Here is a 13797-nt window from a genome sequence, read left to right on the forward strand (position 1 = left end):
CGCCTGTCGACCTGGCGCTAGTATCGCGCAAACGCGCAAATTGAAGCGCCCGGTTAGCCGCACCATGACCCCGCGCGGATATGCATGGGACACGCGGCCCGCGCCTCGCGCAGCAGGCCGCAGCCGCCGTGCTAGCCGAACAGCCCGTGCAGGTACCAGCGCGGCTCGGCATCCTCGCCCGACCCGACGATGCGCTCGCGGTAGATCCAGTACAGCGTATGGTCCTGGCCTTCCGCAATGAAATAGTCCCGGGTTTGCGTGTCGCTCCACCAGCCGGCCTCGATGCGCTCGGGCGTCGAGGCCACCTTGAGCGGCGAACCGTAGAAGGGTCGGTGGTTGCGTATAAGCAGCGCGATCGGCTTGGCCAGCAGCCAGCTCGGGCGCGGCAGGCTGGACACGTCCGGCGGCAGGCGCGCCGCAGCCTGCGCCGCACGCTCGGCCTTCTGCTGCACCGGCACCCATTCGTTGGCGACCTCGGGCCGGTAGTCGGCCTGCGGCAGCGCCTGCAGCACGTTGTCGGCGCCTAGCCGCGCCACCAGCAGCTCGAGCATGCGCATGCGGTCTTCCTCGCTGCCGCCCGGCTCGGGAAACAGCGATTCGGTGGGCGGCGCCATCGCCCTCACCTGCCGCGCCTCCAGGCCGAGGCCGATGACCGGCGCCGGCAGTTCCTGGCGGGCCAGGCGTTCCTTGAGCAGGCGCACCAGGTGCTCGTCGCGCCAGCTCGGCTCGGCCAGGGCGATCTCGAGCGGCGTGGGCGGCATCGCCACCCGTCCGCGCTCGTGTTCCATCAGCAGCGTGATGCGCTCGACCGCAAGCTGGCGCGCGCACAACCAGCCGACCAGCTGCAGCACCAGGTGACGGGCGCCGGCCAGCAACAGATCGGCCTGCTCGATGCGGTCGAACAGTTCCAGCCGGGCGCGGAAACTCTCGGGCGGCGCGACCCATTCGAACAGCTCGGGACACATGCCGTAGGCGGCGTCGAGGGTGTCGAGCAGTTCGCGCCCGCAGCGCCGTTGCAGGCCGGGGCGCGGCAGGCGCCGCAGCTCGCCCAGGCGCTCGCAGCCGATGCCTTCGAACCAGGACATGTAGGGCCGGGCCGGCGGCAGCAGCGCCACCGGCAAGTGTTCCAGGCGGCGCTCGAGCGAGGCCATGCGCAGCGCACGTCCGCGGCCCTGCCGCTGGCCATGGGCAAGCCGGTTGGCGCCGGCGCGCGCCAGCAGCCAGGCCGCGCGCGCCGTCGGCGCACAGCTGATGGAGGCCGTGAAGCCGAGCGCCTGCAGGCTGGCGCGCACCCGTGCGCACAGGGCACGGATGCCGCCGAACAGGCGCAGGCTGGCGCCGATGTCGAGCAGCAGCGTCGCTTCCTCGGCCAGCGCGACCTGGGGCGTGAATTGCAACATCGCCAGCGCGACCGCATCGAGGGCCTCGGCTTCGCGCGCGGGGTCGCGCTCGTGCAGGCGCGCCTCGGGCATGAGCATCAGCACGCCGCCGCGCCGCATGCCGCGCCCGACGCCGGCGGCGCGTGCCAGCGGCGAGACCGCCAGCACGCGCTCCTGCTCGAGCACGACGCTGCCCGCGTCATTGCACCAGTTGGGGCTGAAGATTTCGAGCGCCAGCTGGGGTAGGGACAGGCCGATCCACAAACGCATGTCGTTGCAGGAGAGAAGAAGCAAGTGGTAAACCAAGCGGCAGGAACAGCGGCGCATCGCGCTGCGGCCCCCGGCGCTTGACGAAGTCGATGTGCACGCCGCCGGCCGCCGGTCGCAGGGCCAGGCGCAGCGGCGCGGGCGAGGCATCCTGGGCCGCGGCCAGCGGGCGCAGCATGAAGAACAGGGTTTCGCCGGCCTGGGCCGCCAGGTGCAGGCGGCGCAGGCTTTCGCCGCGTGCATGGTTGGCCCAGAACAGCAGCGCGCCGCAGCTACCGCTGCGCAACACTTGCTCGGCCGCCCACAGCGCGTCGGCGCTGCGGCTGGTGCGCAGCCACAGCAGTTGCGACGGCTGCAGTCCCAGCGCGGCCAGCGCCAGGGCCTGGGGTGGATGGGGCGGCTGCAGCAGGACGATGCGGCGTTCGGCACAGGCCTGCAGGGCCGGGCGCAGCAGGCGCATCTCGCCGATGCCGGGCTGTTGCTGCAGCAGTTCGACGAGGGTGCCGACGGGCCAGCCGCCGCCCGGCAGCTGGGGCGACAGCGCCGCATGACCGGTGTCGATGCAGCGCGTGCCGGAGCGCGCCAGCTGCGAGGCGCGCCACAGCGAAGGGTGCAAAGCCTCCGGCGCAGCCAGCGGGGATACCCCCGGTGTGGATGAGCAATTCATATGGGTTGGCAAACAAATACTGTATAAACGTACAGTACTCGTTGAGCTCGGGTTTGGCAAGGTGTATTCATTTCGGCCATACCAGTTGGGTGATTGGTATTGACAGAAGCTAAAGGTGCTCTCTGCCCGACAATCCAAGGCCGTCGCTGCGAAACATGGAATAATGCGGCTTCGTTCATTACCATCCAGACAATGCGCAATCTGTCTCCCGCACGCCACGGAGTCCATCCGTGACCACGCTCCAGCTCACCGGCGCCATCCTGTTTGCGATCGCCCTCGTCCATACCTTTTCCACCAAGCTGTTCCATTCGCTGGCGCGGCGCCATCCGCGCCATGCCGGTCTGTTCCACCTGCTGGGCGAAGTCGAGGTGGTGTTCGGCTTCTGGGCCTTCGTGCTGATCCTGGCTATGGCCCTGCTGGCCGGCGGGAGCGAGGCCATCCGCTATGCGGAAACGCGCCAGTACACCGAGCCGCTGTTCGTGTTCGTGGTGATGGTGATCGCCGCCTCGAAGCCGGTGCTGGACGCCGTGCGCGACCTGCTCGCCCTGCTCGCCCGGCTGGCGCCGGTGCGCACCGAAGTGGCGCTGTGCTGGCTCGGCCTGGCGCTGGTGCCCTTGGCCGGTTCCCTGATCACCGAGCCAGCCGCGATGACCCTGGCGGCCCTGATGCTGGCGCCCCAGGTGTTCCGTCCCGGCATTCCGGAATGGATGAAGTATGGTGCGCTGGGCGTGCTGTTCGTCAACGTCTCGATCGGCGGCACCCTCACCGCCTATGCCGCGCCGCCGGTGCTGATGGTGGCCGGCACCTGGGGCTGGGATAGCGCCTACATGGCCGCCACCTTCGGCTGGCGCGCCGCGCTGGCGGTGTGCATCAACGCGACGGTCGTGACCCTGCTGCTGCGCCGCCACCTGGCGCCTGGCGCCGTGGTGGAAGATGTCCGCATGCCGGTCGTCGTGTCGCTAGTTCACCTGCTGCTGTTGGCGGGCGTGGTGCTGCTGGCGCACCACCCGGTGCTGTTCATCGGCCTGTTCCTGCTCTTCCTCGGCTATACCCAGGCCTACCCCAAGCACCAGTCGCCGCTGATCCTGAAGGAAGGCCTGCTGGTCGGCTTCTTCCTGGCCGGGCTGGTGGTGCTGGGCGGCATGCAGCAGTGGTGGCTGCAGCCGCTGGTCTCCAGCCTGGAGCCGACCGCGCTGTTCTTCGGCGCGCTGGCCCTGACCGCAATCACCGATAATGCGGCACTGACCTACCTCGGTTCGCTGATCGAAGGCCTGTCCGAGCACGCCAAGTACATGCTGGTGGCCGGCGCGGTCGGCGGCGGCGGGCTGACCGTGATCGCCAACGCCCCCAACCCGGCCGGCGCCGCCCTGCTGCGCGAGGGTTTCAATGACGGTTCGATCGGCATGGGCGGGCTGTTCCTGGGAGCGTTGGGGCCGACCTGCGTGGCGGCGCTCATGTTTCTGATCTAAAGAAAGCACAAGCGGAGGACGTAGTGGACGACGACATCCTGGTACACAAGGCCGGCACCATCGAACGCTGCTGCCGGCGCGCACGAGAAGAGTACGAAAAGGACCCGACCACGTTTGTTACCGACCTGACGCGCCAGGACGCGGCCACCCTCAACGTGATCCGCGCCTGGGAAGCCGCCATCGAGATGGGCGACTACGTGATCGGCAACGCCAGGCTCGGCCTGCCGCACGACGAGCGCGAAGTCATCACCCTGCTGGCCGAGCACGGCTGGATCCAGCCGACGCTGGCCGAGGACCTCAAGCGCACCGGCGAATTCTGCCGCGCCGAATGGGATTACCAGGAAGCGCCGCTGCCGGCCCTGGTGACCATCATCAAGCGGGGGCTGGATGATTTCACCCTGTATGCCCAAGCCCTGGTCGCCGGCGCCGCCAGCGTGGAAGGAAGGCCGGGAGACCAATAATGGTGCAGGGCAAGGATATGCTGTCGACCTGCTATACCATGTTCGAACAGCTAGGCAAGCCGCTCGAGCACCTCAACGATCCCTGCCGCAGCGCCATCATCGTCGACACTGCTCTCGGCATCATTGGCAATGGCGGATTTCAGTATTTTTTCGAGGCAAATTTCCCGGACAATCCCGACTATGGGATCTTTGTCGACGCATTCCAGCGCGTCGGCTTGAACGAGATCGCGCAAGGTCTTGCCGCCCTGCTTGCAATGTTTCCGTTCGAAGCGCCACACCAGTCTGCTGAACGGCGCCAGCGCTTTCTCGAGGCTAGTTCCGACGAATTCGAACAGGCCATGCAGCGGCTGGAAGATCTCATCTATGCCCGCAAAGACCTCGACTCTGTCGTGGAAGATTTCCTCAAGCGTTCAAGGGCAGCATAAGCCCGGCCTCACGCCTGGGGTTCGTGCACGTCGTCCACCGTCACATCCTCGGCGGCGATCTTTTCATCGGCCAGCGCATGGTCTTCCTCATCCGCGACCAGTCCTTCCTGGCCGGCGCCGTGCTTGCTGTCATAGGTCAGTTCGACCAGCATCGGGAAATGGTCCGAGCCGAAGGACGGCAGGCGCCGGATGAAGGACAGCGTGAAATGCTCGCTGTGGAACAGGTGGTCGAGCGGCCAGCGCGCGAACCAGAAGCCGGCGTGGAAGGTATTGAACATGCCGCGTCCGATGCGCGGATCGAGCAGGCCGCTGATCTTGCGGAACAGCCGGGTCGTGGTCGACCACGCCACGTCGTTCAGGTCGCCGGCGACGATCACCGGCGTCGCCAGGCCGGCCTCGGCCACGCTCTTGGCCACCACTAACAGTTCGGCGTCGCGCTGGGTCGATTCCATGTGCTCGGTCGGGCTCGGCGGCGTCGGGTGCAGGAAGTGCATGCGCACCTTGTGCCCGGACGGCAGCACCACCAGCGTATGCATCGAGGGGATGTCGTCCTCGACCAGGAACTGGATCGCGCTGTCCTCGAGCGGATAGCGCGAATACACGTGCATTCCGTACAGATTCTCCAGCGGGCACTTGAGCGAATACGGATAGTCCTTTTCCAGCACATCCAGCCTTTCCTGCCACCATGCATTGGTTTCCAGGGTGACGAAAATGTCCGGATTGTGCACACGGATCAGGGTGATCAGGCCTTCGGCATTCCGGTTCGGCATCAGGACATTCGCGGTCAGGATGCGGAACTGCCGGCTGCTGTCGGCGATCACGGCGGGCTTCACTTCACGGGGATAGGCTTTGGTATAGGGAATGATCCACCAAGCCTGGTAGGCCAGGCAGGCGGCATTCGCCACCAGCAGCCAGTGGAAATGGCTGTCGCGCCAGTCGAGGAACACGAACTGCCCGACCAGCACCGCCAGCGACAGGATGGCCAGCTGCAGGCGCGGGAAATCGAGGTCGCGGATCCACCACCCGGTACATCGCAACAAGGGCAGCAGCGTCGCGAGGACGATGATGGCAACCAGGGTCACGAAGGTAGGCAGCAGCATGGCGATCTCAAAGTCGGTTATGGCTCATCAATACAATGCCTCGAATATGCTCCTTTCCGGCGTAGCCGTCTGTGCGTTAGCGTGCGTATGCGCAGCAACTAATGTAGTGCATTCTGGAAATTTGTAAGAATTCTTTTCAGTTTGGCCGTAACACTTGAAACTTTTGGCAGAGGCCGTAATCTCACCCTTAACCGAACTCCAGAGGCGGCCCTATGAATACCATTCACATAGCACAAGCGAGACATTTCCCGAAACGCCGGCCAGGACGCAAGCAGCGCGTTAATGTCTATCCGCTGCTGGGCCTGCTCCTTGTCGCGCTAGCGGCAGTGCTCGGTTACGGCGCCCTCTACTTCCTGCTCTGGGGCTGACGCCCCCCTCCGAACAGCCAGATTCATTCGCCCAGCTTGACGACCAGCTTGCCGAAATTGCGCCCCTGCAGCAAATCGATGAAGGCGGCCGGTGCCCGTTCCAGGCCCTCGACAATATCCTCCCGGTAGCGCAGTGAGCCGTCGGCAATCCAGCCCTGGGCTTCCTGCAGGAAGGCAGGCCGCAGGTTGGCAAATTCGCGCTGGATAAAACCGCGAATCGTCAAACTTTTCTTCAGCACATCGCGCATCACGAGCGCCAGACGGTCCGGTCCCGGTTCGGCCTGGGGCAAGGCGTTGTACTGCGAGATCAGGCCACAGACCGGCACCCGGGCGAAATCGTTCAGCAGCGGGAACACCGCATCGAATACCTTGCCGCCCACGTTTTCGAAATAGACGTCGATGCCTGCCGGGCAGGCGCTGGACAGCTGCTGTGCGAAATCAGGCGCGCGGTGGTCGATGACGGCGTCGAAGCCCAGCTCATCGCGCACGAAGGCACACTTGTCCGGTCCGCCCGCGATGCCGACCGCACGCGCGCCCTTGATGCGGGCAATCTGCCCCACCGCCGAGCCCACCGCGCCGCTGGCCGCAGCCACCACCACGGTCTCGCCCGGCGCCGGTCGGCCAATCTGCAACAGGCCGGCCCAGGCCGTAAAGCCCGGCATGCCGAGCACGCCAAGTGCGGTGCTGGGTGGGGCCGCGGCTGGGTCGAGCTTGCGCAGGTCGGCGCCATCCGACAGCGCATAGCGCTGCCAGCCCGAATGCGACAGCACGATGTCGCCCACGGCGTAGCCATCCAGGCGCGAAGCGACCACGCGCGCCACCGTACCGCCTTCCATCACAGCGCCGATCTCGACCGGTTTGGCATAGGACTTGGCATCGTCCATCCTGCCGCGCATGTAGGGGTCGAGCGACAGGTACAGGACTTCCAGCAGCAGCTGGCCCTCAAGGGGAACGGGGACAGGTTCGTCCACGATCCGGAAGTTTTCAAGTCGCGGCAGGCCCTCGGGACGGGAAGCGAGCAGGACCCGCTGGTTCATGGCTTGTGTCATCGGCACCTCCTGGTGGTTACGTACTCGCCCCGAAATCAATGTGTTTTTGGCTGCCATAACCGGCGCGCTGCTGCGTTGGCTCCTGCTTGCAGTGCTCGCACTGCGGCGCACTCGCCGCCTTGCATCACATCGGCAAGCCGCACCTCCGGTTCTGTTTGCCAAAACTCATTGATTTCTTGTCGAGTACTTAGCAAAAGGAACATGCTACGCCGGATCGCGGATTCTTTCCGGAGCCACCCCAGGATGAGCCATTACAAGAACTTACAGATTTAGCTCGACAGCCGCCTTCTCAAGGGTTCGCGCGGCTTGTACCATAGGCGCCATCCGTCCGATCTCATCGAAAGACACATCATGAACACCAGTACTTTCTCGCGCGCCCTGTGCCTGGCCGCTTTCGCGCTCGCCTGTGCCGCCCCAACCCAGGCCACCAGCCTGACCTCCTCCGCTTCCAGCGCGGGTTCGGCCTCGTCCGGCAGCATTTCCGATTCGATCGGCGCTTCCAGCAACAGCTCTAGCGGCGACGACCGCGTGGCCGCGGGCGACTATCGCGTGATCGACATCGCCCAGGCGCCGGCCAAGCCGGACACTACCCGCATGACCCTGCGTGCGGTCGCCGGCGCGCGCGAATTCACGCTCGACGTGCCGAACCGCGCGCTGACGGATCGTGGCGTGGACAAGGGCGAACTGGTGCAGGTCAGCGAGCGCGTCTATGGCTTCGAGTTCGCGCACGCCGACACCAAGCGTTCCTTCTTCCTGGCCCTCCAGGACGACTGGTACCGCGACCTGGCTTCGCGCAAAGTCACCATCTGATCGATGTTCCGCCAGCTTGCCCTTGGCGCCCTGCTGCTGGGCGCGAGCGCCGGCGCATGGGCGGGCCTCCCTGTCTTCTGCCAGCAGTCGCTTGATATCGGCGCCGCCGGGCAAGACCGCGTGCTGCGCTTCGCCGGCGTGGTCAAGGCCGAACTGGAACGCTCAGGCAGCAATGTCGCCCTGATCTCGCGCGCCGGCCTCGACCTGAGCCGCTTCGGCCAGCTGTACTCGCACGCCGGCATCGCCCTGCGCGACAATCCCGGCGGTCCCTGGGCCGTGCGCCAGCTCTACTATGCCTGCGACGAATCGCGCCCGCGCCTGTTCGACCAGGGCATTGCCGGCTTCGCGCTGGGCGCGGATGCGCCTGCGCGCGGCCATGTCTCGCTGCTGTTCCTGCCCGAAGAAGACGGCGCGCGCCTGGCCCGGACCGCGCTCGACAAGCGCCTGGCGCTGGCCCTGCTGGCCGGCCAGTACAGCGCCAACGCCTATGCCTATGGCACCCGTTACCAGAACTGTAACCAGTGGGTGGCGGAAGTGCTCGCCAGCGCCTGGGGCGCGCGCGCGCATGCGCGCGCCGACGGAAACGCAAGCGAGCACCCACGCGAGGATGCCCAGCAATGGCTGCGCGCCCAGGGCTATGCCGCCGGGCCGGTCACTATTCCGTCGCGCTGGATGATGTTCGCCGGCCAGTTCGTGCCGCTGGTGCACCTGGACGACCACCCGGACCAGGACGTCGAGGCGCTCGCGCTGCAGGTCAGCGTGCCGGCCTCGATCGAAGCCTTCGTGCGCCGCCAGGCGCCGCAGGCGCGCCGCGTCGAACTGTGCCATACGCAGGAGCGCATCGTGGTGCGGCGCGGCTGGGAGCCGCTGGGCGCGGCCTGCGAGCCAGGACCAGATGACGAAGTGACTGTGCTGGAATAAGAGGAGACAACATGCTTGCCGAGCTGATCTTGAACGTTTTCGGTGAAATAGCCGCCAGACGATACCGCACCGTACGTTGGATCGTGTGGCTGATTCTCCTCGCCGTGATCGCGCGGATCATCTACGCCTGCATGAAAGGCCCAATTTCCTGACCTAGATCCTCGGATACAAAAAAGCCTGCGCGAGGCAGGCTTCGAGAGGGGTTTGCCGGACGCTTATTTCGCTGCAGCGTCGGCCAGCTTGCGCAGGACTGCGGGCGAGACGGAATCGCGGCCGCGGCTCATCTGGTACAGGGTAAACAGGTCGGGCGCATTGGCGTGCACGGTGGCAGGCGCCGGGCGGCGGAACAGGCTCTGGATGAAACCGAAGGCAGTATTGATGACCTGGGCGGACACGGGCAGGGAGCTGGGCATGATCTTCTCTCTTGGAATCGTTTTGGATGCTTCCAGTATGACCCCTTCCAGATAGAAATCAAATTGCGATCCATGATGATCGCCATTCACCGATCGACTATCTTCCCATTCCCGTGTACATTTGCTAAAACATTTGTGCAAATGCACGATGTGTTACACTGCAGCCTGCTGGCCCAGGCCAGCCCTACTATTCCTCTCGCCAGTCGGGTCATCGCGTCGCTGCCACAGCAACGCGATGCGTGCCCCTCTGAAGCCTGTCATGCAGGCTATCCGTCAAAGTGCAAGGTGGCCACACGTGCCGAGCCGTGTCGTGCCCACGCCACGCCCGCCTTGCCTGCCTGCGGCAGCGTCCGCACGCATCAATAAGGAGAACTCATGCAAATGCTCTGCTCTGCGGGCTTTATCTTTCTCATCGTGTTATGGGGCATCCTCGCCCCCGACAACATGGCGTCCGTGTTCGACACCATGCTCGCTTCCCTCACCCGCAACTTCGGCTGGTTCTACCTGTGGGTGGTCCTCGGGCTGGTGCTGTTCGCCGCCTATGTCGCCTTCAGCCGCTACGGCAGCCTGAAACTCGGCGGCGAGGACGACGAACCGGAATTCAGCGTCGGCAGCTGGTTCGCCATGCTGTTCGCCGCCGGCATGGGCATTGGCCTGGTGTTCTGGGGCGTGGCTGAACCAATTTCCCATTACGTCACCGCGCCGCCAGGCGTCACCGCCGGCACCCCGGAGGCCGCCAACGCCGCCATGCGCTATGTGTTTTTCCACTGGGGTATCCACCCCTGGGCCGTGTACAGCGTGGTGGCGCTGGCGATCGCCTTCTTCCAGTACCGCCGCGCCGGCAACTCCCTGATCAGCACCGTCACCAGCTCGCTGCCCTGGCGCCCCGTGCGCGCCATGTCCGGACTGTTCAATGGTCTGGCGGTGGTGGCCACGGCCTTCGGCGTGGCCGCCTCGCTCGGCGTCGGCGCACTGCAGATCAACAGCGGCCTGAACGCCGTGTTCGGGCTCGCCATCAGTCCCGCCTCGCAGGTCGCGATCATCGTCGTGACCGCCGCCATGTTCATTGCCTCGGCCGTGAGCGGCGTGGAAAAGGGCGTCAAGCTGCTGTCCAACGTGAACATGGCGATGGCGGCCCTACTCGCCCTCGCCGTATTCCTGCTCGGCCCCACGGTGGCGATCATCGACACCTTCACCAATACCCTGGGCAGCTACGCCAGCGAGATCGTGCGCATGAGCCTGCGCGCCACGCCCTTCCGCGACAGCAGCTGGGTGGCCAACTGGACCATCTTCTACTGGGCCTGGTGGATCTCGTGGTCGCCCTTCGTCGGCCTGTTCATCGCGCGCGTCTCGCGCGGCCGCACCATCCGCGAGTTCATCATCGGCACCGTGCTGGCTCCGTCGTTGGCGGCCTTCGTCTGGTTCTCGATCTTCGGCGGCACCGCGCTCTACCTGGAGATCTGGCAGCACATCCCGCTGGCCGACGCCGTCAAGGCCGACCTGGCCACGACCCTGTTCGCAATGTTCGAGGCCCTGCCTTTTGGGAGCATCATGTCGATGGTGGCCACGCTGCTCGTGGTGGTCTTCTTCGTGACCTCGGGCGACTCGGCCGTGCTGGTGCTGGGCATGATGAGCCGCGGCGGCGACCCGAACCCGCCGGCCCGTACCAAGCTGGTCTGGGGCATCCTGATCGCCGGCATCGCCATCAGCCTGCTGCTGGCGGGCGGGATCGACGCGGTGCAGACGGCCACCATCCTGTTCGCCCTGCCCTTCGCGCTGGTGATCGTGCTGATGGTGATTGCCCTGTGGCGCGCCTTGCGCGAAGACTGGCAGGAAGAGGCGCGGCGCGAACGCGCGCTGCGGCGCCGGATGCGCGAAATGGCGGCGCACTAGGTTTTGCGTGATCCGTAGGGTGGTCGGCTATGCCGACCACCCTACCGCACGCGTGCCTCGGCTGTAGCCAAACTGGTATCATGCGCGTTTTCCGGACCGTGGCCCGGACTCTGTCCGACAGCGCGCCCGTCCCTTACCCTACAGAACATCAAGAATGACTACTCCGACCAATCTGCCGGGCTTCTTCAGCCGGCTTTCGATCGCCTTTGGCGCCTTCTTCAAATCGCTCGGCGATGCCGAGTTTGCAGCGCGCGTGCGCGATGATGGGGTGGACCCGGTGGCGATGCCCACACCGGCACCGACCGCGGCCCCGACGCCCGTGCCTACCGCCGCCCCGACCGCGGCCCCGCTGCGCGCCCCGAGCGCCGAGTCGGCCCTGCAGCTGCTGAGCTTGCTCCAGCGCGAAGCGCGCCTGATCGACTTCACCCAGGAAAACCTGAGCGCCTATTCCGACGCCGACATCGGCGCCGCCGCCCGCGTGGTGCACGAAGGCTGCGCGCGCGTGCTGCGCGAGCACTTCACTATCGAGCCGGTGCGTGCTGAAGCGGAAGGCGCACGCGTCACGCTGGAAGAAGGCTTCGACGCCGCCAGCGTGCGCCTGACCGGCAACGTGGTCGGCCAGGCCCCGTTCAAGGGCACCCTGTCGCACCGCGGCTGGCGCGCCAGCAAGGTCCAGCTGCCGCAGCTGGCCGAGAAGCATGACGCGCGCGTGCTGGCGCCGGCGGAGGTGGAGCTGTGAGCGACCCACGTTACGCCATCGGCATCGACCTGGGCACCACCCACAGCGCCCTGTCCTATGTCGACCTGCAGGCCAGCGACGGCGAAAAGACCGTCGACGGCGTGCTGGCCATCCCGCAGCTGAGCGCGCCCGGCACGGTCGAAGCGCTGCCGCTGCTGCCCTCCTTCCTGTACCTGCCGCACCCGGACGAACTGGCGGCGGGCGAAACCGCGCTGCCCTGGAGCGCGGGCGGCGAAGGCTTCATCGCGGGCGAAATGGCGCGCAGCCGCGGCGCCACCACCCCGATCCGCCTGGTGTCTTCGGCCAAGAGCTGGCTGAGCCACCCGAGCGTCGACCGCCGCGCCGCCATCCTGCCGCACGACGCGCCGGAAGAAGTCACGCGCGTTTCGCCGCTCGAGGCCTCGACCCGCTACCTGGCGCACCTGCGCCAGGCATGGAATGTGGCGCATCCGGACGCGCCCTTCGACCAGCAGCAGGTCACCGTCACCATCCCGGCGTCCTTCGATCCGGGCGCGCGCGAACTCACCGCGGAAGCGGCGCGCAATGCGGGCATGAACCCAACCCTGCTGGAAGAGCCGCAGGCGGCCCTGTACAGCTGGATCCAGGGCAGCCGCGGCGCCTGGCGTAAGCAGGTCAAGGCCGGCGACATCGTGCTGGTGGTCGACGTCGGCGGCGGCACCAGCGACTTCTCGCTGATCGCGATCCTCGAACGCGAGGGCACGCTCGAGCCGCACCGCGTGGCGGTGGGCGACCACATCCTGCTGGGCGGCGACAACATGGACCTGGCGCTGGCCCACTTCGTGGCGCGTAAACTCCAGGCGAGCGGCACCCAGCTCGACGCCTGGCAGATGCGCGCCCTCACCTATGGCTGCCGCAGCGCCAAGGAACACCTGCTGGCCGACGCGAATGCCACCGTGTGGCCGATCGTGGTGCCGAGCCGCGGCTCGAAACTCATCGGCGGCTCGATCCGCACCGAACTGACGCGCGACGAAGTCACCGCCTTCATTACCGAAGGCTTCTTCCCGCGCGTGGAAGCATCCGCACGTCCTGCCACCCGCACCCGCGCCGGCCTGACCCAGGTCGGCCTGCCGTATGCCCAGGACGCCGCGATCACGAAGCACCTGGCCGCCTTCCTGGCACGCCAGGCCGGCGCCACCGCCGAGCTGGAAGGCTTCGGCCGCGCGGTCAATCCGGATGCCAGCTTCCTGCACCCGAGCGCGGTGCTGTTCAACGGCGGCGTGTTCAAGTCGAACATCCTGGCTCAGCGCGTAATGGACACCATCAACGACTGGCTGTACATGGAAGGCGCCGAGCCCGCACGCATGCTGGAAGGCGCCGACCTGGATCTCGCGGTGGCGCGCGGCGCGGCCTACTTCAGCTATGCACGCCGTGGCGGCGGCGTGCGCATCCGCGGCGGCACGGCCCGTTCCTACTACGTCGGCGTCGAATCCTCGATGCCGGCGATTCCCGGCATGGAGCCGCCGATCGAGGCACTGTGCGTGGCCCCCTTCGGCATGGAAGAAGGCAGCGAACTCGAACTGCCGGGCCAGGAATTCGGCCTGGTGGTGGGCGAGCCGGTCACCTTCCGCTTCTTCGGCTCCACCACCCGGCGCCAGGACCGCATCGGCGAGGTGCTCGAGTTCTGGGGCCCGGACGAGCTGCAGGAAATGAACGAGATCCAGGCGACCCTGCCGGCGGAAGGCCGCGTGGCCGGCGACGTGGTGCAGGTCAAGCTGCACGCGCTGGCGACCGACGCAGGGACGCTGGAACTGGCCGCGGTCGCACGTGACGGCCAGCGCTGGAAGATCGAGTTCGACGTCCGCCAACAGTAAGCGC

The 13797-nt window shown here is 66.5% G+C and carries 15 protein-coding genes; 10 read left to right on the forward strand and 5 right to left on the reverse strand.

What is annotated here, in order from left to right; translation table 11 throughout:
- Positions 1-131: 131 nt before the first annotated feature.
- On the reverse strand, positions 132-1649 hold the full coding sequence (locus LK542_RS10960) for a DNA polymerase Y family protein (protein ID WP_227811927.1): 1518 nt from the start codon (positions 1647-1649) through the stop codon (positions 132-134).
- Positions 1579-2313, reverse strand: coding sequence for a translesion DNA synthesis-associated protein ImuA (gene imuA / locus LK542_RS10965; RefSeq protein ID WP_227799252.1), 735 nt, complete (start codon positions 2311-2313; stop codon positions 1579-1581). The genes LK542_RS10960 and imuA overlap by 71 nt, the downstream gene beginning before the upstream one ends.
- Positions 2314-2543: 230 nt before the next feature.
- On the opposite strand from imuA, the gene LK542_RS10970 reads away from it, so the two are divergent.
- The 3 genes from LK542_RS10970 to LK542_RS10980 are packed head-to-tail and all read left to right on the forward strand — an operon-like array spanning position 2544 to position 4668.
- A complete protein-coding gene (locus tag LK542_RS10970) occupies positions 2544-3782 on the forward strand; it encodes a putative Na+/H+ antiporter (RefSeq protein WP_227811928.1) in 1239 nt (412 codons plus the stop codon).
- A 23-nt stretch (positions 3783-3805) separates the two neighbouring features.
- Positions 3806-4243 (forward strand): HepT-like ribonuclease domain-containing protein, encoded by a 438-nt coding sequence (locus LK542_RS10975; protein ID WP_227811929.1) that lies wholly within the window; start codon positions 3806-3808, stop codon positions 4241-4243.
- A complete protein-coding gene (locus LK542_RS10980) occupies positions 4243-4668 on the forward strand; it encodes a DUF4375 domain-containing protein (protein WP_227811930.1) in 426 nt (141 codons plus the stop codon). Before LK542_RS10975 ends, LK542_RS10980 begins: the two co-directional genes overlap by 1 nt.
- An 8-nt stretch (positions 4669-4676) precedes the next feature.
- On the opposite strand, the gene LK542_RS10985 is transcribed toward LK542_RS10980, so the two are convergent.
- Positions 4677-5768, reverse strand: a complete 1092-nt coding sequence (locus LK542_RS10985; RefSeq protein WP_227811931.1) for an endonuclease/exonuclease/phosphatase family protein — start codon at positions 5766-5768, stop codon at positions 4677-4679.
- Between the two features lie 212 nt (positions 5769-5980).
- Here LK542_RS10985 and LK542_RS10990 point away from each other — a divergent pair, with 212 nt between their 5' ends.
- On the forward strand, positions 5981-6136 hold the full coding sequence (locus LK542_RS10990) for a hypothetical protein (protein WP_227799257.1): 156 nt from the start codon (positions 5981-5983) through the stop codon (positions 6134-6136).
- Positions 6137-6159: 23 nt separating this feature from the next.
- Here LK542_RS10990 and LK542_RS10995 read toward each other — a convergent pair whose 3' ends face one another.
- Positions 6160-7185: an NADP-dependent oxidoreductase gene (locus tag LK542_RS10995; RefSeq protein ID WP_227811932.1), complete on the reverse strand. Its 1026-nt coding sequence runs from the start codon at positions 7183-7185 to the stop codon at positions 6160-6162.
- A gap of 351 nt (positions 7186-7536) precedes the next feature.
- On the opposite strand from LK542_RS10995, the gene LK542_RS11000 reads away from it, so the two are divergent.
- From LK542_RS11000 to LK542_RS11010, 3 genes are read left to right on the forward strand one after another with little or no spacing between them, the layout of a single operon-like run.
- A complete protein-coding gene (locus tag LK542_RS11000) occupies positions 7537-7995 on the forward strand; it encodes a hypothetical protein (RefSeq protein WP_227799259.1) in 459 nt (152 codons plus the stop codon).
- A gap of 3 nt (positions 7996-7998) precedes the next feature.
- The gene (locus LK542_RS11005) at positions 7999-8916 is read left to right on the forward strand and encodes a DUF2145 domain-containing protein (RefSeq protein WP_227811933.1); all 918 of its coding nucleotides are present in this window, start codon (positions 7999-8001) and stop codon (positions 8914-8916) included.
- Between the two features lie 11 nt (positions 8917-8927).
- Positions 8928-9068 (forward strand): hypothetical protein, encoded by a 141-nt coding sequence (locus LK542_RS11010; RefSeq protein ID WP_227799261.1) that lies wholly within the window; start codon positions 8928-8930, stop codon positions 9066-9068.
- Positions 9069-9131: 63 nt separating this feature from the next.
- Here the strand turns inward: LK542_RS11010 and LK542_RS11015 are convergent, their stop codons facing one another.
- A complete protein-coding gene (locus LK542_RS11015) occupies positions 9132-9329 on the reverse strand; it encodes a hypothetical protein (RefSeq protein WP_227811934.1) in 198 nt (65 codons plus the stop codon).
- Between the two features lie 375 nt (positions 9330-9704).
- On the opposite strand from LK542_RS11015, the gene LK542_RS11020 reads away from it, so the two are divergent.
- The 3 genes from LK542_RS11020 to LK542_RS11030 all read left to right on the forward strand — a co-directional run bounded on the left by LK542_RS11020 (position 9705) and on the right by LK542_RS11030 (position 13793).
- Positions 9705-11222 carry a BCCT family transporter gene (locus LK542_RS11020; RefSeq protein WP_227811935.1) on the forward strand — a complete coding sequence of 506 codons (1518 nt, stop codon included), beginning with the start codon at positions 9705-9707 and terminating at the stop codon, positions 11220-11222.
- A 154-nt stretch (positions 11223-11376) separates the two neighbouring features.
- A complete protein-coding gene (locus LK542_RS11025; protein WP_227811936.1) occupies positions 11377-11961 on the forward strand; it encodes a DUF2760 domain-containing protein in 585 nt (194 codons plus the stop codon).
- Positions 11958-13793: an Hsp70 family protein gene (locus tag LK542_RS11030; protein ID WP_227811937.1), complete on the forward strand. Its 1836-nt coding sequence runs from the start codon at positions 11958-11960 to the stop codon at positions 13791-13793. Before LK542_RS11025 ends, LK542_RS11030 begins: the two co-directional genes overlap by 4 nt.
- Positions 13794-13797 lie beyond the last annotated feature (4 nt).

Source organism: Massilia sp. IC2-477 (genome assembly GCF_020707265.1).
Classification (GTDB): domain Bacteria; phylum Pseudomonadota; class Gammaproteobacteria; order Burkholderiales; family Burkholderiaceae_D; genus Telluria.

Coding starts and splice junctions, on each gene's coding strand:
- LK542_RS10960 (WP_227811927.1), bottom strand. CDS start 1,649: ATGCGTTTGTGGATCGGCCTGTCCCTACCCCAGCTGGCGCTCGAAATC.
- imuA (WP_227799252.1), bottom strand. CDS start 2,313: ATGAATTGCTCATCCACACCGGGGGTATCCCCGCTGGCTGCGCCGGAG.
- LK542_RS10980 (WP_227811930.1), top strand. CDS start 4,243: ATGGTGCAGGGCAAGGATATGCTGTCGACCTGCTATACCATGTTCGAA.
- LK542_RS10985 (WP_227811931.1), bottom strand. CDS start 5,768: ATGCTGCTGCCTACCTTCGTGACCCTGGTTGCCATCATCGTCCTCGCG.
- LK542_RS10990 (WP_227799257.1), top strand. CDS start 5,981: ATGAATACCATTCACATAGCACAAGCGAGACATTTCCCGAAACGCCGG.
- LK542_RS10995 (WP_227811932.1), bottom strand. CDS start 7,185: ATGACACAAGCCATGAACCAGCGGGTCCTGCTCGCTTCCCGTCCCGAG.
- LK542_RS11000 (WP_227799259.1), top strand. CDS start 7,537: ATGAACACCAGTACTTTCTCGCGCGCCCTGTGCCTGGCCGCTTTCGCG.
- LK542_RS11005 (WP_227811933.1), top strand. CDS start 7,999: ATGTTCCGCCAGCTTGCCCTTGGCGCCCTGCTGCTGGGCGCGAGCGCC.
- LK542_RS11010 (WP_227799261.1), top strand. CDS start 8,928: ATGCTTGCCGAGCTGATCTTGAACGTTTTCGGTGAAATAGCCGCCAGA.
- LK542_RS11015 (WP_227811934.1), bottom strand. CDS start 9,329: ATGCCCAGCTCCCTGCCCGTGTCCGCCCAGGTCATCAATACTGCCTTC.
- LK542_RS11020 (WP_227811935.1), top strand. CDS start 9,705: ATGCAAATGCTCTGCTCTGCGGGCTTTATCTTTCTCATCGTGTTATGG.
- LK542_RS11025 (WP_227811936.1), top strand. CDS start 11,377: ATGACTACTCCGACCAATCTGCCGGGCTTCTTCAGCCGGCTTTCGATC.